This is a genomic window from Arthrobacter sp. TJ-265 (assembly GCF_058269135.1).
Map to the genome: position 1 here is coordinate 87600 of NZ_JBZCND010000007.1, position 18071 is coordinate 105670.

At 62.8% G+C, this 18071-nt stretch carries 21 protein-coding genes; 8 read left to right on the forward strand and 13 right to left on the reverse strand.

Translation table 11 applies throughout. From position 1 onward, the window contains the following. Nucleotides 1–183 precede the first annotated feature (183 nt). Both AC4D2E_RS17040 and AC4D2E_RS17045 read left to right on the forward strand, forming a co-directional pair. Nucleotides 184–777 carry a recombinase family protein gene (locus AC4D2E_RS17040; RefSeq protein WP_490911562.1) on the forward strand — a complete coding sequence of 198 codons (594 nt, stop codon included), beginning with the start codon at nucleotides 184–186 and terminating at the stop codon, nucleotides 775–777. A gap of 282 nt (nucleotides 778–1059) precedes the next feature. Beyond that, on the forward strand, nucleotides 1060–1998 hold the full coding sequence (locus AC4D2E_RS17045; RefSeq protein ID WP_490953380.1) for a diacylglycerol/lipid kinase family protein: 939 nt from the start codon (nucleotides 1060–1062) through the stop codon (nucleotides 1996–1998). A gap of 235 nt (nucleotides 1999–2233) precedes the next feature. On the opposite strand, the gene AC4D2E_RS17050 is transcribed toward AC4D2E_RS17045, so the two are convergent. The 5 genes from AC4D2E_RS17050 to AC4D2E_RS17070 form a co-directional block, all read right to left on the reverse strand. After that, a complete protein-coding gene (locus AC4D2E_RS17050; RefSeq protein WP_490911561.1) occupies nucleotides 2234–2578 on the reverse strand; it encodes a hypothetical protein in 345 nt (114 codons plus the stop codon). Beyond that, entirely contained in the window at nucleotides 2578–3333 is a 756-nt protein-coding gene (locus AC4D2E_RS17055; protein WP_490953360.1) for a GAF and ANTAR domain-containing protein, read from the reverse strand. Before AC4D2E_RS17055 ends, AC4D2E_RS17050 begins: the two co-directional genes overlap by 1 nt. A 9-nt stretch (nucleotides 3334–3342) precedes the next feature. Continuing rightward, nucleotides 3343–4092, reverse strand: coding sequence for a GAF and ANTAR domain-containing protein (locus AC4D2E_RS17060; protein ID WP_490953361.1), 750 nt, complete (start codon nucleotides 4090–4092; stop codon nucleotides 3343–3345). Between the two features lie 648 nt (nucleotides 4093–4740). After that, entirely contained in the window at nucleotides 4741–5478 is a 738-nt protein-coding gene (locus tag AC4D2E_RS17065; protein ID WP_490953362.1) for a GAF and ANTAR domain-containing protein, read from the reverse strand. A gap of 468 nt (nucleotides 5479–5946) precedes the next feature. Beyond that, nucleotides 5947–6678 (reverse strand): ANTAR domain-containing protein, encoded by a 732-nt coding sequence (locus AC4D2E_RS17070; RefSeq protein WP_490953363.1) that lies wholly within the window; start codon nucleotides 6676–6678, stop codon nucleotides 5947–5949. Nucleotides 6679–7048: 370 nt separating this feature from the next. Between AC4D2E_RS17070 and AC4D2E_RS17075 the strand changes: the two genes are divergently transcribed. Both AC4D2E_RS17075 and AC4D2E_RS17080 read left to right on the forward strand, forming a co-directional pair. After that, on the forward strand, nucleotides 7049–7714 hold the full coding sequence (locus tag AC4D2E_RS17075) for a GAF and ANTAR domain-containing protein (protein ID WP_490953364.1): 666 nt from the start codon (nucleotides 7049–7051) through the stop codon (nucleotides 7712–7714). Nucleotides 7715–7754: 40 nt separating this feature from the next. Next, nucleotides 7755–8468 carry a GAF and ANTAR domain-containing protein gene (locus AC4D2E_RS17080; protein WP_490953365.1) on the forward strand — a complete coding sequence of 238 codons (714 nt, stop codon included), beginning with the start codon at nucleotides 7755–7757 and terminating at the stop codon, nucleotides 8466–8468. A gap of 336 nt (nucleotides 8469–8804) precedes the next feature. Here the strand turns inward: AC4D2E_RS17080 and AC4D2E_RS17085 are convergent, their stop codons facing one another. The 3 genes from AC4D2E_RS17085 to AC4D2E_RS17095 form a co-directional block, all read right to left on the reverse strand. Beyond that, nucleotides 8805–9077 carry a hypothetical protein gene (locus AC4D2E_RS17085; RefSeq protein WP_490911550.1) on the reverse strand — a complete coding sequence of 91 codons (273 nt, stop codon included), beginning with the start codon at nucleotides 9075–9077 and terminating at the stop codon, nucleotides 8805–8807. 534 nt (nucleotides 9078–9611) lie between these two features. Then, complete coding sequence (locus tag AC4D2E_RS17090) at nucleotides 9612–10418, reverse strand: aspartate/glutamate racemase family protein (RefSeq protein WP_490953366.1); 807 nt, start codon at nucleotides 10416–10418, stop codon at nucleotides 9612–9614. A 267-nt stretch (nucleotides 10419–10685) separates the two neighbouring features. Further along, nucleotides 10686–11609, reverse strand: a complete 924-nt coding sequence (locus AC4D2E_RS17095) for a DNA/RNA non-specific endonuclease (protein ID WP_490953367.1) — start codon at nucleotides 11607–11609, stop codon at nucleotides 10686–10688. A gap of 323 nt (nucleotides 11610–11932) precedes the next feature. Between AC4D2E_RS17095 and gdhA the strand changes: the two genes are divergently transcribed. Continuing rightward, a complete protein-coding gene (gdhA, locus tag AC4D2E_RS17100; RefSeq protein WP_490953368.1) occupies nucleotides 11933–13273 on the forward strand; it encodes an NADP-specific glutamate dehydrogenase in 1341 nt (446 codons plus the stop codon). A 350-nt stretch (nucleotides 13274–13623) separates the two neighbouring features. On the opposite strand, the gene AC4D2E_RS17105 is transcribed toward gdhA, so the two are convergent. Then, on the reverse strand, nucleotides 13624–14037 hold the full coding sequence (locus AC4D2E_RS17105) for a VOC family protein (protein WP_490953369.1): 414 nt from the start codon (nucleotides 14035–14037) through the stop codon (nucleotides 13624–13626). Nucleotides 14038–14174: 137 nt separating this feature from the next. On the opposite strand from AC4D2E_RS17105, the gene AC4D2E_RS17110 reads away from it, so the two are divergent. Together AC4D2E_RS17110 and AC4D2E_RS17115 are read left to right on the forward strand one after the other, a co-directional pair. Continuing rightward, a complete protein-coding gene (locus tag AC4D2E_RS17110; RefSeq protein ID WP_490953370.1) occupies nucleotides 14175–14816 on the forward strand; it encodes a hypothetical protein in 642 nt (213 codons plus the stop codon). Nucleotides 14817–14865: 49 nt separating this feature from the next. Further along, the gene (locus AC4D2E_RS17115) at nucleotides 14866–15078 is read left to right on the forward strand and encodes a helix-turn-helix domain-containing protein (protein WP_490953371.1); all 213 of its coding nucleotides are present in this window, start codon (nucleotides 14866–14868) and stop codon (nucleotides 15076–15078) included. Nucleotides 15079–15216: 138 nt separating this feature from the next. Here AC4D2E_RS17115 and AC4D2E_RS17120 read toward each other — a convergent pair whose 3' ends face one another. From AC4D2E_RS17120 to AC4D2E_RS17130, 3 genes are all read right to left on the reverse strand, one after another. Further along, the gene (locus AC4D2E_RS17120) at nucleotides 15217–15570 is read right to left on the reverse strand and encodes a hypothetical protein (protein ID WP_490953372.1); all 354 of its coding nucleotides are present in this window, start codon (nucleotides 15568–15570) and stop codon (nucleotides 15217–15219) included. 199 nt (nucleotides 15571–15769) lie between these two features. After that, complete coding sequence (locus AC4D2E_RS17125) at nucleotides 15770–16318, reverse strand: GNAT family N-acetyltransferase (RefSeq protein ID WP_490953373.1); 549 nt, start codon at nucleotides 16316–16318, stop codon at nucleotides 15770–15772. 6 nt (nucleotides 16319–16324) lie between these two features. Continuing rightward, nucleotides 16325–16774 (reverse strand): AAA family ATPase, encoded by a 450-nt coding sequence (locus tag AC4D2E_RS17130; protein ID WP_490953374.1) that lies wholly within the window; start codon nucleotides 16772–16774, stop codon nucleotides 16325–16327. A 117-nt stretch (nucleotides 16775–16891) separates the two neighbouring features. Here AC4D2E_RS17130 and AC4D2E_RS17135 point away from each other — a divergent pair, with 117 nt between their 5' ends. Further along, on the forward strand, nucleotides 16892–17599 hold the full coding sequence (locus AC4D2E_RS17135) for a hypothetical protein (RefSeq protein WP_490953375.1): 708 nt from the start codon (nucleotides 16892–16894) through the stop codon (nucleotides 17597–17599). A gap of 264 nt (nucleotides 17600–17863) precedes the next feature. On the opposite strand, the gene AC4D2E_RS17140 is transcribed toward AC4D2E_RS17135, so the two are convergent. Continuing rightward, a partial coding sequence (locus AC4D2E_RS17140) for a hypothetical protein (protein ID WP_490953376.1) occupies nucleotides 17864–18071 on the reverse strand: 208 nt, incomplete at its 5' end.

Here is an 18071-nt window from a genome sequence, read left to right on the forward strand (position 1 = left end):
ATGCCGAGGAAGCTTCCGACCACCGACCAGCCGTCCAGTCAAAGGATCCTTTGACCGGACGGAGAGCGGGGTCCGACGGTGGGTCGGTGAACTCCAGGATCGGCGCGGGAGTCCGTCGCCACATTACGTCTCAGCAATGTGTCTCAGTGAGGGTATTCTCAACAAGGGACAAACAGACCTTTGATGAGCGCTGGGAGCGTGGGGATGGGAAGTGTTGGGTATGCGAGGGTTAGCACGCTGGAGCAGAACGCTGATTTGCAGCATGCAGCGCTCACAGCGGCCGGCTGCGATCGGATTTTCACCGACCACGGCGTGAGCGGGACGATGGCCAGCCGGCCCGAGCTCGATAGGCTCTTCGATCATCTTCGGAAGGGTGATGAGGTGGTGGTGTGGAAGCTGGATCGGTTGGGGCGCAACACCCGCAACCTGCTGGCTTTGATCGATGACCTCGAACACCGTGGCGTGCATTTCCGTAGCGTCACCGAGGGCATCAGCACCACCGGTCCGATGGGTCGGGCGATGCTGACCGTGATGTCCGCGTTCGCGCAGCTCGAGCGGGACCAGCTCGCCGAGCGGACCAGGGCGGGTATGGCCGCGGCCGCCGAACACGGACGAAAGGCCGGGCGGCGTGAGATTACCATGGACCACGCGAAGGTCCGGCGTGCACTGGAGTTGAAGGCCCAGGGGCTCGCCCCGGCGGACATCGGGAAGATTATCGGGGCCAGCCGGGCTACCGTCTATCGCTATCTCGGACTGGCTGCCAGCCGGGCGGATTGAAGCGACACGCGGTGCCAAGGGTGGTCGGGCAGGGCTTGCTCAGGGCCGCACTGCCTTTGTCGGCTTCTATCTTCTTCGCCCTCGAACGCGATTAGGTTCAGAGGCCCTCGAACGGAGCCCGCGCTCCGTGGTGAACGCAACGATCCGGAATGATTCGGCGGCCCTCGAAGGCCCTCTACTCTCCCCGAGAATAGAAAGGATACTTATTATCGGGGTAGGAACACTGGGATTGCACTGTTACTGGCATGAACGATCAGGAAGGGCGCATTCATGAAGGCACCGCTGGAGTCACCACGTAGGTTCGACGTGATCACGATCATCTTCAACCCGAACAGTACCGGGGACGCTCCGAAGCTCGCCGAGGAACTGCATGACGAGTTGATGATCAAGCTGCCCGGGACCGATGTCCGGTTGACTCCCACAGAGCACGCCGGTCACGCGGTGGACCTGGCCCATGAGGCCGCGTCATCGAGGAAGGCCTTGGTTGTGTCGGTCAGTGGGGACGGCGGGTACAACGAGGTCGTCAACGGAGTGATGGCCAGCGGCAGCGATGATGCTGTGTGTGCGGTCTTGGCCGCGGGCAACGCGAATGACCACAGCCGCGTCACGGGACGCCAGCCCTTGGCGGAGGCGATCGTCGAGGGTCGGGTCCGGCGGATTGACCTGCTGCGGATCAGCATCGACGAGCCGGACACCAGCCAGGACACCAATCAGGACACGGAGCGCGAGGCGAAGGCGGACACGGGGCCGGTGCATGCGCATTCCTACATCGGATTCGGGCTGACGCCGATCATGGCCATCGACCTTGAAAAGGGCAGCAAGGGCGCGATCAAGGAGATGTTCTCCGTGGTACGGACCTTCTCGAAGTTCAAGCCGTTCGAAATTCGGCAGAACGACGGCCAGCGAAGGAAGTTCGACAGCCTTGTGTTCGCTAATATCTCGCAGATGGCGAAGTACGCAACCTTGAGCGAAGCCGACGATCACCCGGCCGATGGAAAGTTCGAGGTCATCACCTTCCCTCACATGGCCAAGTGGAAGATCCTCCTCACGGCCCTGCGAGCCTCGACCAAAGGTCTCGGCGATCAGCCGAGCTACGAGCAGTACCGGTTCTCAGCCCTGAAGCCCATGCCGTACCAGATCGACGGCGAAGTGAAAGAAGTTGGGGCCGGGGCGGACATCACGATCGACTGCATCCACAAGGCCCTGCCCATTCTTGGGTGAAACCACCGATTGAAGGACGCCGATAATCGACCCAGCCACATCCCCAGGAACACCTGCCGCCCCAACCGCCCCCGCAGGCAGCTTCACGTGCCGCTGCCCTCGTACCGTCCGAGACATCATGAGTGGACTCGTTTGAGGTGAGTGCCGATCTTTGGTGTGAATATCGTCATTGGCTAGTGCAGGGCGGTGACGACGGGGATGGTGGCCATGAGCCCGAGGGCGATGAACATCACGCCTAGGATGCCTCGTTGAGGTCGTCCCGGTCATCCTGGTGGTTGAGGACATCCAGGGCGACCAATGTATCGGGTTCGTCGGGTTCGTCCGGTTCGTCGGGGTCGTTGCTGTAGGGGGCGGTCGGTGGGAGTGTTTCGGCGATGAGTTCGTTGACTGCAAGGGAGACGAGGTCCCGATCCATGGGGGTGAGGGTGATCAGCCCGTTGAGGTAGGCGTCGATCTCGAGCTCGTCGACGTCCCCGGTGAAGGAGAAGTAGCGGACCCATACGCTCTGTACGTTGAGTCCACTGCTGTGGATGGCGTGCAGTGTGCGTTGTCGTTGGTCCTCGGGGGTGTTTTTGGTCATCACGGATCAGGGGTGGGCTCGGTGTCGTCGTGACGTTCACTGATGATGGTGGCCATGAAGCCGATGGTGGTGTTCGCGTCGGTGGCGAGGTCGATCAGGTGGTTCATGGCTGCCTGCCGGTCCAGATCAAGGCGTTCCATCAGGATGCCGCGGGCGACTCCGATGGTGTCCCGTTCGGCCAGGGACGCTTTGACGTCGTTGCTGATCCGCTGGGGGGTGTCGCTGGCCTGGATATGGTCGAGGAGGGTCGCGGCGGAGCGGGCGAGGTTGGCCAGTAGCCGCTGGTCCTGGTCCGAGAACGCGTCGACGGTGTTCGAGTAGACCTTCATCGCCCCGAGGCCTGTCGGTTTGTCCAGCAGGGGCACGCTGAGGCAGGAGCGGACACCGAGCGGTGCTACCGCGGTCGTCCATTTCTGCCACCGCTGATCGGTGTGGGTGTCGGCGATGTACACGGGCTCACCCTCAAGCCAGGCGCTGATGCAGGGTCCTTGGCCGAGCTCGTACTGCTGGTCATCGGCTTCGAGCACGCGCGGGTCGGTCGCGCCCACGCTCATACGGGTGCCGTCGGTGTTGATCAGGCTGACGCCGGCGCCCTCGGCGGCACGGATGATGTCGCGGGCGATCTCGGCCAGGCCGTCGACGGCGTTGTGGGCGGTCTGTTCCGTGAGGAGGTGACCGTTGGTGCGCCCGAAGATCGCCAACAGTTCAGGCGGAAACAGGGACGGTGAGGAGGGGGGTGGGGGAGTGGTGTTCATGGAGGGCCTCTAACTGTTTTTGTTGGGGAGGTCGCCGCTGCTGATGAGCTGCTCGGCGACATCCCGGAGTTTCAGGTGGGTGCGCTGGCTGGCTATGGACAGCACGATGAACGCCTGGACGCCGGTGATCTTGTGGCGTTCCATGAGGATGCCCTTGGCCTGACCGATGGCGTCCCTGGAATCGATGGCCTGGTGGAGTTGCCGGCTCTTCTCGGCCTCGGCGAACGCCACCGACGCGTGGGAGGCGACCAGCAGGCCCACGTTCTCGGACTCGTCCGTGAACGCGTCGGCCTCGTACGAGTAGAGGTTCAGGGCCCCCAGATCGTCGCCTTCGACCCACAGCTGGATCGAGAGCATCCCCTTGGCGCCGGCCTCGGTGGCCCGCGGCGCGAACAGGGGCCACCGCTGCTCGTGCGCCATGTCGGGGACCCGCACGGTCCGGTGCTCGTAGGCGGCTTCCAGGCACGGCCCCTCCCCGGTCTCCATCTGCAGCGCATCGATGCGCGCCGGAAGATCCCCGGACGTGGCCCGGGATCCGATGTTTTTCCGTCCCAGGACGACGCTCACCGAGCCTTCGTCAACCCCTGGGATCAGGTCGAGGGCCGCGTGGACGAAGCCGGCGAGGACCGCATTCGCATCCGGTTCCTGCTGCAGCGACCGGGCCAGTTCGGCCAGTTCCGTGGCGAGATCACGTACACGCGCACTGCCGCCGTGATGCGACGACGGCATACCCCTGTCCACCCCGGACTCCTCACTCACCAAGAACACCTTCTAGCAGTGGGATCGCCGCATGATGGAGCCGCGTCGCACCCACCGCAGTGCTCGTCACGGCGTCAAGGTGTTCATGAACCGTTCGCAGCGGCAAGGCCCGGTTGAAGAACATGTGCGGTAATCGGCGAGGCGCGCCAAGATCGGTGGGATGCAGTGCGTGTGGCATGGGACTTCCTGGAGGAACGGCAAAAGCGGTTCTCTGCCAGGGTCCGGGGCGAGAACTTCAGCGTGCTCGTTCACCGGAAAAATGTCAAGAATGATCGACCCCGCAGGTGCTCTGTAGCCACAGTGCGAGTCAACCTCAGGAGGAAACTCCCAAGAGACAGCTAATCCTTGACTGTCTCACTGCGGGCTGACTACTGACTCCGCGGCTGATCTACGGGTGCCGCCCATTCGTGGAGGCCTCACGAGGGACTGCCGTGCTGGTGTTCCTCCGGTGGCCGACTGCTTGACGGCCGGAGGGACTCCCACGCTCGGGCACGAGGCCCGTCGGTGTAGTCCGGCGGAGGCCTGCGGACGAATCCGGGGGACCTCTTTCGGGGTGTTCTCAGTATGCGGTGTACTCGGCTGCCGCTAGCTAGTTGATCCACTTCAAGGAAGACGTGCTCATCGCGATAGAAACTGATACAGCGGTCCCTAGCGTGCTGTGTTCTTCCCCGGGAGTTCGCCGCTGTTGATGAGGTGGTCAGCCACGTCCCGAAGTTTCGTATTGGTGTGCTGGCTGGCCATGGAGAGCACGATGAACGCTTGCTCGCCGGTGATCTTGTGGCGTTCCATGAGGATGCCCTTGGCCTGACCGATCACGTCCCTGGAGTCCACCGCTGCATGGAGTTGGCGGCTCTTCTCGGCCTCGGCGAACGCCACAGACGCGTGGGAGGCGACCAGCAGGCCGATGTTCTCCGACTCGTCGGTGAAGGCGTTGGCCTTGTACGAGTAGAGGTTCAGCGCGCCGAGGTTATCTCCTTCGACCCACAACTGGATGGAGAGCATCCCCTTCGCGCCGGCCTCGGTGGCGCGCTGCGCGAAGAGCGGCCACCGCTCCTCATGCGCCATGTCAGGGACCCGGACCGTGCGGTGCTCATACGCTGCTTCCAGGCACGGGCCCTCCCCGGTCTCCATCTGCAGCGCATCGATCCGCGCCGGAAGATCCCCGGACGGGGCACGGGACCCCACGTTCTTGCGTCCCAGGACGACACTGACGGAGCCTTCGTCGACCCCGGGGATCAGGTCGACGGCCGCGTGGACGAACCCGGCGAGGACCGCGTCTGAGTCCGGTTTCTGCTGCAGCGATCGGGCGAGCTCAGCGAGTTCTGTAGCGAGATCACGCTCCCGATCATTGTTGCCGTGGTGCGACGACGGCATACCCCTATCCATGCCGGACTCCTCGCTCATCATGCACGCCTTTCAGAAGTGGGTCACCGTTTGATGGAGCCGCGTCGCACCCGGCGTGGTGCTCGTCGTTGCGCGCCAAGACCCGCGGAACATGCGACGGAACGGGTGAGAGCACCAAAATTACAGCGCTTACATTAATGCATTGCTGTCCAGAGCCAAACTCTCACCAGGCGCGAAGCGCGGCCGAACGGCATCGGCACGTATTCAGGAGGACGGGATGTGGGAGCTCACCAACATTGGTTACTCCGCCGCAGGATAGTCGCCGCCGATCTCGGCGCCGTCATCCATGCGGGATTGGGAGTGGGTTCGGTCAGCGCGGACGGTGTCGCCCCAGGGCGTCTGAGCGCGTGAGGACCGTCGAACATGAAGGCACGCGCACCACTCGACCTGTGGGGGCAATCCCGTGGGGTACGTCCGCTTCCCGTCCCGGATTCCTTCAGGGTGACCGTGTCAGGCGGTTTCGCGTTGCTTCTCGCAGGCGGTCTCTTCGCCCGAGTAGATCAGGTCGTGGGCGACGTTGACGAGCTTGCGGTGGCTGAGACTGCTTTCGTCTCGCAGCATCACGAAAGCGGCGTCGGCGCTGATTTTGTGCCTTTCCATGAGGATGCCCTTGGCTTGTCCGATGGTGTCGCGACTGCCAACGGCTTGGTGGAGTTGCCGCACGGTGTCGCGTTCCTGTTCTAGTTGGGCGCGTGTGGCTGTCAGTTCACGGGTGAGCGCGGCGACGTGGGTGAGTTCCTCATCGCGAGCCTGGGAGGCATCGAGGGCCACCAACGAGTTCGACGGGTTGTTGCCCCTGACGGGCTCAGGAGGCCCAGTGGATTCAGTGAACCCGGTGGGTTCAGTAGCCTCGGAAGTTCTTCGCTGATCGGACCGTGCAGCTAGAAGGGTCCTCTCGTAGTGCGCTGCGATGACCTCGTAGGTGAGGTCCTCAACGTGTGAGAGGCCAAGGACCCGCAGCGCCTGATGCAGGTGACCTTGCACTGTGCGCAGCGGGAGCATCAGTTCAAAGGCGATGTCCTGGCAGGTGACCCCGTTTGAGGTCATGACCGCGATGACAGCCTGGCGATCGCTGAGTCCACGGGCCCTAGCAGGATGAGGGGGTGTCGTCTGCCCAGCACGATCACCACGGGAGTCACTCTGAGGGGTGCTGCGGATGAGGTGATGGAATGTCTGCGTCATGGTGACCCCTGGTAAGCATGGCGATGGATGCATAATGCCGGGGTCCGGGGCAATACCCTAAGCCTGCTGTCATTCAGGAAGGGTGTCAAGAGTGGGGAACTGCCTGGGCCGGTGGTGAGTAGGGCCAGATGGCCCGGGCCTGGCGTGGTGTTCTCGTGTAAGCGGACGAAGGACCGGCGAGAAGCGCCGCATTTATTGGCCCTGTCATGGTGCTGATGGGCGCCTAAACTTGGGGCAGTTCGTTGGCGGATCCAGAACAGGGTCGGGCTGGCGTAGCTCATGAAACGAATGAGCGTGCTGCTGCGGGAAGGGTGAGGGAGATGCTGCACCGGTCTGACTTTCCTGTTCCTCGTCTTCGGGTGGTGTCCAGATGAGGGAGGGCAAGTTATCCGGTGTGGATGAGTTGTGCTCGAGCCTCTGCGCATCGTTCATCGACGCGCTGCCGGTGACGGGTGCGGCGCTGTCGGCGTTCAGCGGCTCCCTGCAGGAAACGACTCTCGGTACCACTGATGAGCTCGCGGCGAGGTTGGATGAGTTGCAGTTCGACCTCGGCGAAGGACCCCGGTGGGAAGCCTCCCGATCGCGCCGTCCCGTTCTTCTCCCGTATGTGCGATCGATGGAGCACGAGAAGTGGCCGGTGTTCGGGAAAGCCCTCCTCGACACGGACGCGGAAGCCCTCTTCGTGTTCCCGCTGGTCGTCGGTGCCATGGATATTGGTGTCGCGGAGCTGTACAGCTCCACCCCGGGAACCTTGGGCGAAGGCGACCTGGTGACCGCCCGCGCACTGGCGGACGGGGCTGCGTGGAGCTTGCTACGGCGCATCCTCGTCCCGGAATCCGAGCAGGATTCTCACTGGTCTGGCTTGTCCCCGTCCCGCCGAGAAATCCATCAGGCCACAGGCATGGTGCTCGCCCAGACCGGGGGGACGGCCGCGGATGCTTTGTTGTTGCTGCGGGGTCATGCGTTCGCCAGCGGGCAATCGGTGCACGAAACCTCCACCGAGGTCCTGGAGCGGCGGCTGGATTTTACCCCGTAGCCCACCGATGAATCGTGATAGTGGGCTCTACACTGGGTCCATGGAAGCTATCACCCGGGCAAGTCGGGTCAGTGCAGCATTCCTGAGAATCGCGAACACGCTCATCGATGACTATGACGTCCTGGACCTGCTGCACACCCTCGTGGAGGAATGCGTCGACCTGCTCGACGCGACCGCCGCCGGGCTGATGCTTGCCGGCCCCGACGGCGTCCTGCAGGTGCTGGCCTCCACCAGTGAGGAAAGCCATCTGATCGAAGTCCTGCAGCAGGACACCGGGGCGGGTCCCTGCGTCGAGTGTTACGTCACCGGTGTCCCCGTCACGATCCGGGACATCGCTGGAACCGGGGACCGTTGGCCCCAGTTCAAGAACGCGGCCGCAGCCCAAGGCTTCCAATCCGTGCATGCCTTTCCGATGCGTGTCCGCGGCAGGACCATCGGCGCGATGAACCTGTTCCGCACTGAGACGGGTGAGCTGAGCGAAGAAGATGTGGCGATCGGGCAGGCCCTGGCGGACGTGTCGACGGTCAGCATCCTGCAGGAGCGCACCCTCCGCGAATCAGCTGTCGTCAACGATCAGCTACAGCGCGCCCTCAACAGCCGGATCCTCATCGAGCAGGCCAAGGGCGTGATCGCCCACATCTCGAACGTCGACACGACCGAAGCCTTCCAGCTGCTCCGCGCACACGCCCGATCCCACAACACAAGTCTGCACGACACCGCAGAAGCCGTACTCCGCCGAACACTCACCATCTGACCCACCCGCTACATCCGTCACGAGGGAAACACCATCGACTCACCGCAAGCTGCGACTGCGGCCCCCGCCCACCGCTGCGGCCACCAGCGTCTGCACGGTCGTCCAGACCAAGCCCTGCCGATGGTCCTGAATCACGCTGAGATACCCGCCCACTGGTGAAGATCGCGCGACACCTGAACCGCCCGAAGCGTTGGGACGGTTTAGGTGCGAACGTAGTTTTCGGTGGAAGGTTCCGCACTCAGCGGGCTGTCAGCGCAGGTGGTGTGATTCCGGGTTGTGCCTGGTGTCGCAGGCAATAGCGTGCAGCTCGTCCAGGATGAGGTCGTGTTTCTGTCCCTAAATGGCGTCCCGGAACTCTGCCGGTTCGACGACGGTCATCAGGTGTCGCTTCGGTTCTGATTCTGCTTGACGGTTTTCGGTGTCGTCGCGGTGGTCGAGTTCGTCATTGAGTTCCTCGAGGCGAATCTCCGTCTCCAGTGCGGGTTCACCGTCCTGGATGTATTCATGATCGAGCTCGCGGTGCACGCGGCTATTGAGGATCTCCACCTGCTCCAGATCCAACGTGGTGAGATCTTCAGGGAACGGATCTGCGGGAGTCAGACGGGTCACATCATCACCTGTTCTTTCGGCGCGTGCAAAGAAAGTAGGCTCACTTCAGAACCAAGCAGACGAAAACGTGCGAACGCTTCGCTTCAAAGAACTATACGACCTGCAGGTCTCGATCACGCCGCCCATCTTGCGTGCAAAGCCACCCACTCCCGGGCATCGAAGTTCGCGATGCGCCGGTACCGGGTGGCACGGTGGTAGGGTCCCCGTCAGCAGTCCAGTGGCTATGCGATCGCTCGGTGTTTGTTTGCGGTTCAGCGTTTCCAGGACAAGAACGGTAATCGCAACCTTCTATTTATTCGATAGTCGGTGTTGGGGTCGTCATGGAGGTAGCCGTCGCAGTCACCGCAGCCTAGTTGGTGTGCCAGCAGGTTAACTGCTGCTACTTGGTAGGCGGCTCGGGTCGTGGAGTGGGAAAGGCGTCGAGCGTGCGTAGAGCGCGGGATACGTCGGCACGCAACGTCTCGATGATCGCGGCGCAGGGCAGCGCGTCCCTGCTGTTACCCGATGCGGTTGGTATGGGCCCTCTTGAGATGCTCAAGCCGTCGGGTGCGGGTACTGGCCCGTGCCGAGTGCTTGGTGGACGGCCGCTTCTATATGGATTCGTGTGGTGGGGAAGACGGGCACAGGGCTGTCGTCCGCGGTGATCAGGAGCTCGATCTCTGTGCACCCGAGGATGATGCCTTCGGCTCCTTGCTCAACGAGGTCCTCCATGATCCGGCGGTACTCGGCCCTGGATGCGTCCACGACGATGCCCCGCACCAGCTCCTCGAAGATGACGGCGTGCACGATCGCTCGGTCAGCGTCATTCGGGATGATGGTGTCGATGCCGGCAGAGGCGAGGCGGTCGCGGAGGAAGGGCTGTTCCATCGTGAAGGATGTGCCTAACAGGCCAACCCGGTGAAGCCCCTGCTCACGGATGGCCGCTGATGTCGTATCGCCGATGTGCAGCACAGGAATCGAGACGGCCTCCTCGATGCTGTCGATGACGATGTGCATGGTGTTCGTGCAGAGCACCAGCAGTTCCGCGCCGGCCCCTTCGAGTGCGCGGGCCCGAGAGGCCAGAAGCTCGCCGGCTTGGTGCCACCGGCCGGCAGCCTGGAGTTCCTTGACGTCGGCGAAGTCCACAGAGTCAAGCAGAACGCGCGCTGAGTGCACACCGCCCAGCTGGTCACGCACGAGCTCGTTCGCCAACCGGTAGTACTCAGCCGACGACGCCCAGCTCATCCCACCGAGCATCCCAATGACCTGCACGCTGTCCTCCAAATCAGTTGTGTGTGGAGTGTAGTGCCTCTGGCAGGAACGACTGCCAGCGCGCAGCCAAGAGGTTCCGGGGAGGGGCACCAAGAAGATCCGCTTGCGTGCAGTCTCCAGTCCACGATGCCTATGGAAACCCGTTGGATACGTTCTTGGAGTGGCGGGCAACAGGCCACCGCTCGGATCCGGATCCCTCGTACAGTTCGATCTGCAATGTGGCGTCGAGTACACCTCCACGCCACAGGTCGATTTTGGTCTACGGCGTATGGGATTGAAGTCGGTTTCGGTTGGCCTCCGGCAGAAGTGCGCGGGAGTCCGGACACCACGCATCGCATGGATGGTTGAGTGGTGTGCCTAGTTCTTGAGGTCGAAGTCGAGGTCGAGGCATTCGGGGCTGGTGAGTTCCCGCCAGGTCGAGGTGACCCTGGCGGTGGAAAGGGCTGCGGCGATGGGCATGCGGTCGAGGGCGATCAGTTGTGTGAGGTCGAGTCCGGTCAGCGCGGCGATGTCCCGGATGGGTGCCTGGAAGGTGCGGAACGGGCCCAGCGGGGAAGCGTCCCCGTCGTCCACGGCTCCCGGCCGTGGCACGTCCGGCAGGTCTTTCAGTTGCGGTGTCTGGTCCACCACGTAGCCCGTCGCGGCCAGTGCCCCGCTTTCGAGGAACACTGCGACTTTGAAGAAGCGCAACGGGATTTCCACCCCCCTGTACACGGGATCGACGTCGCTGAAGATCGGGCCGGTAAACACGATCAGGCGCCGACCGTTGTCGGCGGCGTTCTCCAGCAGGTACGTCTCCAACCCGAGCCACAACTCGAGGCCCTGGTTGAACTTCGCCGCCTGCGGAGCCGCGTTCGTGTAGTGGAAGGTGTCCTTGTTGGCTTGGGCAGCTTCGGCGCGGGTGTCACCCCAGACAGCTGAGGCCCGGCGGACGAGGTGCCCACGGTCGATGTCGTTGTGCGCGTAGACCCGCTCCCCGGTCTGCTGGTCCTCGGGCAACCGCGGATCCAGTCGCCAGTCGATGCCTGACCGGTCGAGGTCCATGAGCTTCGCACCGTCGATGCCGAGCGCCGTGACCGCGGCGAGGCGTTTATCCGGGCGCATCAGGATGGAGAAATGCGTGTAGGGCAGCAGGGCCGTGTCGACGTCCTTCAAGGACGGGATCGGCACGGGTAAGCCCAGGAAGTCTTCATCGAAGCCCACTCGGTCCGAGAGGTCCTCGATCCTTACACCGGAAGTTGCAGTGGTGGTGATATGTGGTTCGGGCAGGATGGCGTCCATCGGCCGACGGTACCAGTGGCAGGTGACAGGCGGATGAACGCACACACCAGGGGCACATGCCGCTACTTGTCAGACGCCACTTCGACGAAGGAGCGTCGCTGCACCGCAAAACGTCTCGCATGACCTCCATAGATCGTACGGTTCGGCGGGTGATCCACCCGCGCCGGATCGGGAGGGAAAACTCAGTGGATGCCGGAGCGGACTCCACGATGTACGGTGCACTCACGGCCTGTTGATTTGCAGCCTCTAGTGCTGCAGATGTGCCAGGAACGTGCTTGTACTTCGTCCCGCGGAGGATCCCAATCTCGAGAGCGGTGGGTGTCATGGATTCGGCGTTGTCTGCTGTGCGCGATCAGGTGTTTCGGCGTAACCCTGGTGAGACGGAGTTCCATCAGGCTGTGGTCGAGGTGTTCGACTCGCTGGGGCCGGTGTTGAAGAAGCATCCTGAGTTCGTCGATGCGGCGGTATTGGAGCGATTGTGCGAACCCGAGCGGCAGATCATCTTCCGGGTTCCCTGGGTTGATGACGTTGGGAACGTGCAGATCAACCGAGGGTTCCGGGTGGAGTTCAATTCCGCGTTGGGGCCCTTCAAGGGCGGGCTGCGGTTTCACCCATCGGTGTATCTGGGGATCGTGAAGTTCCTTGGTTTCGAGCAGGTTTTCAAGAACGCGCTCACCGGGATGCCGATTGGCGGCGGGAAGGGCGGCTCGGATTTCGATCCCAAGGGTAAGTCGGATGCGGAGGTTATGCGGTTCTGCCAGTCTTTCATGACGGAGTTGTACCGGCATATCGGCGAGTACACAGACGTGCCGGCGGGTGATATTGGAGTCGGCGGACGGGAGATCGGTTACCTGTTCGGGCAGTACAAGCGGATTACGAACCGGTATGAATCCGGGGTACTGACCGGCAAGGGGATCAGCTGGGGAGGGTCGCTGGTCCGCCCGGAAGCAACAGGGTACGGGGCGGTCCTGTTCGCCCGTGAGATGCTTCGAGCGCGAGGACTGGACCTCGAGGGACAGCGGGTCATCGTGTCCGGTGCGGGCAATGTCGCTGTCCACGCCATCGCGAAAGCACAACACTTCGGTGCGACCGTCGTGGCATGCTCGGACTCCTCCGGCTATGTCGTGGACGAGACCGGCATCGACGTAAACCTGCTGCGAGAGGTGAAAGAGAACGAGCGCGGACGGATCTCCGACTACGCGCAGCGTCGAGGCTCCAGGGCTCACTTCGTAGAGGGTGGTTCTATCTGGGATGTGGGAGCAACCGTCGCACTGCCATGTGCCACGCAGAATGAACTCGACGAAGCAGCAGCAGGCTCGCTCATCCGCTCCGAGGTGCTGGCGGTGGCAGAGGGGGCGAACATGCCGTGCACACCCCAGGCTGTGGAAGCTTTTCAGCAAGCGGGTGTCCTGTTCGGTCCCGGAAAGGCTGCCAACGCCGGCGGTGTTGCAACATCGGCGCTTGAGATGCAGCAGAACGCCAGCCGCGATTCTTGGACCTTCGAGCATACCGAGCAACGCCTCACCGAAATCATGGTGGGCATCCATGACAGATGCGCAACAACCGCGGAGGAGTACGGACTGCCGGGAGACTACGTGGCAGGCGCCAACATCAGCGGCTTCGTGAAGGTCGCGGACGCCATGCTCGCACTCGGAGTTGTTTGATCACACTTCCCTGATGGCTACCAGCGGCCCTGAGCTCCGGGCACACCCACACCCGATGAGTGAGAACCCGGATCACGGACGAGTGCGGGCGTCGGTTCCGCACTACTAAGAGCGAGCCTTCGACATCCTTACGTTTGGGCTTCCCGATGGCGTGAAACGGCCCGACGTGAAGTCGGCTTTGGTCAAGCAACTTGCCACGCCTAACCCTCGTGCCATAGAAGCAGCGGAAGTTGACAAGTTTCCCGTCGTCATAGGCCCTATTGTCGAAACGCTTGAGCGCTATCGCAGTCGGTTGCAATAACCGTCCCGTTGAGGGATCCTTCATCGACCCGCTGACTGTTCCTCGTCGCTCAGGCTACGAAGATACAGAACGGATGACCGGCTGGATCGGCGTAGACGTATAAGGGCTCGTCCGGGTCGTTCGTACGATCGAAGCGGAGCTCTGCTCCTAATGCCAGCGCCCTGGAGTGGTGGTGCTCGAGTGTTGCCCGGTCGGGAACGGTCAGATCGAGGTGTAGCTGCATCGGCACGTCAGGTGCGGGCCAGGTCGTCCGCTTCAGGTGATCGACGTGCTGAAAGGCGAGCTTGCGGTTGCCCTGTCCGTCTGTGAGAACGAGCCAGTCGACGTCGTCAGGCATGCTTTTATCCGCGGGCTCGTCTCCTGGCCGGTACTGGAGTCCGAGTAGTTGGCGGTAGAACTCCGCTAGTCCTCTCACCTCAGTAGTGTCGAGAACAGTGTGCAGTATTTGAGGGAAGCCGGTCATGGGCCGAGACTAACGATCCTCGAGGTTTTCACGCTAGCGAATCCTGCCTTCTGTCTCGTATGCACGAAGGACCGATCCTCTTCCGAGCTGCACTCCCGTCGCGGTACTACGGTGATTGCTAAACGATATGGGGGATCATGAGCGACACCGCGACATCCGACCGGGCAGCAGGAACATCCACGAATCTTGCGGTGATTAGTGTTTGGATCGTCGCAATCCTGGCCGTGATCGGGAGCGCCGTCGAGGTGTCCACGACGATCGCCGGCCGTGTGGTCTTCGCCCTCGACGGGGCCGAACCCCGTCTGGCCCTGACAGCACTACCTCAGATCAATCAGGCCGAGCTCCGTGAAGGCGCCACCGGGTATCTTGTCGATGCCCCTGCCTGGCTGCGGGTGCTCTGCGCGACACCGGCCATGCTGTACATCCTTATCGCTCTCGCGGCCGCGGTTCTCATCACCCGAGCCCTCCGCAGTATCGCTGCCGCCCGACCCTTCTCGCCCACGATGAGGATCAGCCTGACAGCGCTCGGCCTGATCCTCATCGTCGGAGGCGTCCTCTACGGCATCTTGGACACCATCGCCGGGCGGATGGTCTTCGAGGTCTCCGGCAGCCTCACCCAGGGGGTCCAGTTTCCGCTCGGGGCCGACTACGCGGTAGTGAGCACTGAACTGCCTCGCTGGCCTTACTTCATGATCATCACCGGCGTCGTCAGCCTCGCCCTATCCGCCGCATTCAAGGCCGGAGCCCGACTCGAGGAAGAGGCAGACGGCCTTGTCTAACCAGCCGAAAACCACCACCGAGGAAAGCGCATCCGGTGGAGTTGAACCGGTGAAGCGCCGCATCGAATGCCAGCTCGACCGTGTGCTCACCCAACGCGGCATGACCCTCACGGAACTCTCCCGCAGAACCGGCATCACTGTCGCGAATCTGTCCATCTTCAAGACCAACAAAGCCAAAGCCATCCGTTTCACCACGCTCACCACGATCTGCGACGCCCTCGACACCACCCCGGCCGAACTCATCTCCATCCGCCCCCAGTAGACGAAACCCGGGCATTTCCCTGATGCGCCTGAGCGACGGCACGACCCTCCACACGAAAGGCATGCCGCAGCGTGCCGCAGAGCCCTTCCTGCCGCGGAATCCGTCGGAAGGCGAGGCGCCAGGGCTCGTGGCGAGGCTTTAGCCCCAGTAGCCGACGGGGTTCTCGCGTGCTTTGGTGTCGTGGGGGTTGGTGGGACGGTCTTCTGCTGTCAGGGTGTGATCTTCGTGCTGGTCTGCGTAGGTCCGAGGCCGGTTCATGTCCGCGGCATGGCGACGGCGGCCGACAGCAAGGAGGGCGCCACCAGCGAGGAAGGCCACAGCGCCGAAGCCGATCAGCAGGTACGCGCCAAAGCCAGAATCACCGGATTCCCTGTAGGTGACGGCGTTGAGCGCGTCGATGCCCAGGACGAGAAGAACGGCAGAGGCGACGAGAACGATTCCTCCGACCACGCTGAGCACCAGTCCTGGCCGAGCTGTCTTCTTGCTGGTCATGAATACCCCTGTGTGATGTTGCGGCTGAACGAATTGCCTAGGACGAATCTGCGCGCAGCATCCGCATGCTGAACAGAGTCAGGACCGCGGCGGAACGTTACTGCGGCCGATTCGCGATGCCCATGCTCGAACCATTCGAGTGAGTGAATCCAAGCTGACGGTCTCACAGCGGAAACGATGGATCCTTGAACGACCGTGCTCAAATGCTGAGGTCCTCCCAGATGAAGGTCGTCGTTCGCCCTGTCTCCCAATCACTGCGAAGGATGGAGTAGGCGACCGAAGCGACTGGCTTGCCGTCCTTGACTGGCCATCCTTCGCGGTAGTGGGCTTCCTTCACCCAGCCGCAGCGCAGAAAGGTTTTGCGCATCGCGATGTTGTCTTCCCTGGTTTGCCCTTCGAATCGGTTCACGTGCGGCAATGTTGTGAAGACATGCTGCGTCGCCGCCTGCAGGGCTTCGACTCCCAAACCTCGGCCCCGGTACTTTTCATCGAGGCGCAGGTCGAACATCGGAGTGGGATCACCGAGATCCTCGAGGCGGAGAAAGCCGATGCGGCCGTGTTCGGCATGGTCGACCCAGAAGGAGGCGTTGTTCTCGCTCCGGTACGCGCCGTCAGCAATTGCGGCTTCGACGGCCTCAGCTGCAAGGCGCGGATTGCTGTGGAACGTGAACTCGTTGCGCGTCATGAAGTCCACCAGCGCCTCGTGATCGTCATCAACGGGATCGAGACACACAAGATCGATTGGCATAGTGATTCACCCTACTGGCGCGATGAACGATTCGACCTCGTCTGCGAGCTCTGAAACCGGTCGGCGACCATCGAGTTCGAGGGTCGCGCTGCTGCGTAGCAGCGGTTCGACGTCGAGGACTTGCCGACGGATTAGGGACTGATCCGCCGTCGACTTGCCGTAGGGGTTGTTCGTACGAGCTGCCACGCGTTCGATGAGGACATCCACCGGTGCACTGAGGAGTACGACGGCTGCGAAACGGTCGTAGAAACGTCCCTGGTTCTCCACCGTCCCCGAAACAACCAGGGAGTGGTCGGACGCGAGAAGCGCCGACATACGCGCTTCATCCCAGGTCCCGTCGGGAAGTACCCAGTCGTCGTAGTCGGTGTCGATCGTCCGGTAGCCCCGCCCGAACAGCTCGTGCAGCAGGGTCGACTTTCCCGCCCCTGATATGCCGGTGATCAGAACGTGAGCCATGGGAGCCAGCGTAACGACACCCGGTTCCTGCGACGGGCATGGCAGGACGCCAGTGGTCCGAGGCTCGCTGTTGTGGTCGTGGTTGGATGAATCATGGGGAACAGAGGAAAGGCGCTCGTGAGCACGACCGTCATCGTGGCCGCACTCCTGTCGCTGGCAGCCTGCACTGGCGACTCCGGGGAGACCGAACGCGACAGGCCGCCGGGTATCGTCAGCGAATCGACACCCGCAGCCGCGGAGGCAGCCGCGGAGTCCGCGGACCGTTTGACCAACCGTCTGGTCGGCCTCACGGATCTGCGAGGGCGACCGCTGTATGTCGTGCCGGAAGCGCAGACGCGCAGTCACCTGGAGGCGCTGGCGAAGCCGCCACTCTTTGAACGGGTGTATACGCCCGCAAACTGCGCACCCGACACGGCGTTCACGCCGCCGCCAGCGGAGCTTGAGGGGGTGCTCGGGCGCAGCAACCTCAACGACGACCAGTCCAGCCTGCGGGTGGAGATCTACACCGCCCCGGACGAGGCAGAACTGGTCGACTACTTCGTCGGCAACGACCCGGGCCCGTCCGCACGGTGCACCGATTTCAGCGCGACGGTCGGCGAAGTCACGCAGGGCTTTTCCTACACCCGCGTCGACGCACCGCCCATTGCCCCTCATTCCAACCTAGCCCAGTACAGGGTCGCGCAGGACGGTTCCATCACCCACTATGTGAGGGTGACAGCAGTCAACGGACTCCTTGCGGCGTCGGTGATCCTCTCCACCGCCGAACCCGCGGACCGAGACATGACCGACACGGTCCTGCGCCTCACTCAACAAGCCATCAGCTGACACCGACCAAACGGCCGTACGCGGATCGCCTTGGGGACACGCAACAACGAGACGCTGCTGCCCGCCGCTGAGCTTTACGGGCTTGCAGCCGAGCTGGTGGTCGTAGCCTCACTCTGTCAATTCCTGCGGGAAAGATCGGTAGGACACTATGAGAAGGAGCCAAGACGGCACGGAGGTAGGGAATACCGACGAGGGTCCGCGGGCAACGAGGCACGCATGGTGATCGAGGACGGGGTAACTCCAGCTGATGGTCCCTGCGGAGGCTCAGGTACTACCTGATGTTCCGTGGTCCTGGTCCAGAAGCCACCAGTCCCCGATCCGTGCGGTGGCGGCGCGCCGGGCAAGAGCAGGATCGATGAGTTCACGCCCCTGGAGGGCGTCAAGGACCTCGCGCCGCTCGGCGATAAGTATCTGCTGCTCCCCGGGGGGCAGTAAGCGCATCCGTTTGCCCAGTTCCCTGAACCTAGCCTCC

Coding starts and splice junctions, on each gene's coding strand:
- AC4D2E_RS17050 (WP_490911561.1), bottom strand. CDS start 2,578: ATGACCAAAAACACCCCCGAGGACCAACGACAACGCACACTGCACGCC.
- AC4D2E_RS17095 (WP_490953367.1), bottom strand. CDS start 11,609: ATGGACGCCATCCTGCCCGAACCACATATCACCACCACTGCAACTTCC.
- AC4D2E_RS17130 (WP_490953374.1), bottom strand. CDS start 16,774: ATGGCTCACGTTCTGATCACCGGCATATCAGGGGCGGGAAAGTCGACC.
- gdhA (WP_490953368.1), top strand. CDS start 11,933: ATGGATTCGGCGTTGTCTGCTGTGCGCGATCAGGTGTTTCGGCGTAAC.
- AC4D2E_RS17125 (WP_490953373.1), bottom strand. CDS start 16,318: ATGCCAATCGATCTTGTGTGTCTCGATCCCGTTGATGACGATCACGAG.
- AC4D2E_RS17080 (WP_490953365.1), top strand. CDS start 7,755: ATGGAAGCTATCACCCGGGCAAGTCGGGTCAGTGCAGCATTCCTGAGA.
- AC4D2E_RS17105 (WP_490953369.1), bottom strand. CDS start 14,037: ATGACCGGCTTCCCTCAAATACTGCACACTGTTCTCGACACTACTGAG.
- AC4D2E_RS17075 (WP_490953364.1), top strand. CDS start 7,049: ATGAGGGAGGGCAAGTTATCCGGTGTGGATGAGTTGTGCTCGAGCCTC.
- AC4D2E_RS17055 (WP_490953360.1), bottom strand. CDS start 3,333: ATGAACACCACTCCCCCACCCCCCTCCTCACCGTCCCTGTTTCCGCCT.
- AC4D2E_RS17110 (WP_490953370.1), top strand. CDS start 14,175: ATGAGCGACACCGCGACATCCGACCGGGCAGCAGGAACATCCACGAAT.
- AC4D2E_RS17070 (WP_490953363.1), bottom strand. CDS start 6,678: ATGACGCAGACATTCCATCACCTCATCCGCAGCACCCCTCAGAGTGAC.
- AC4D2E_RS17065 (WP_490953362.1), bottom strand. CDS start 5,478: ATGGATAGGGGTATGCCGTCGTCGCACCACGGCAACAATGATCGGGAG.
- AC4D2E_RS17120 (WP_490953372.1), bottom strand. CDS start 15,570: ATGACCAGCAAGAAGACAGCTCGGCCAGGACTGGTGCTCAGCGTGGTC.
- AC4D2E_RS17040 (WP_490911562.1), top strand. CDS start 184: ATGAGCGCTGGGAGCGTGGGGATGGGAAGTGTTGGGTATGCGAGGGTT.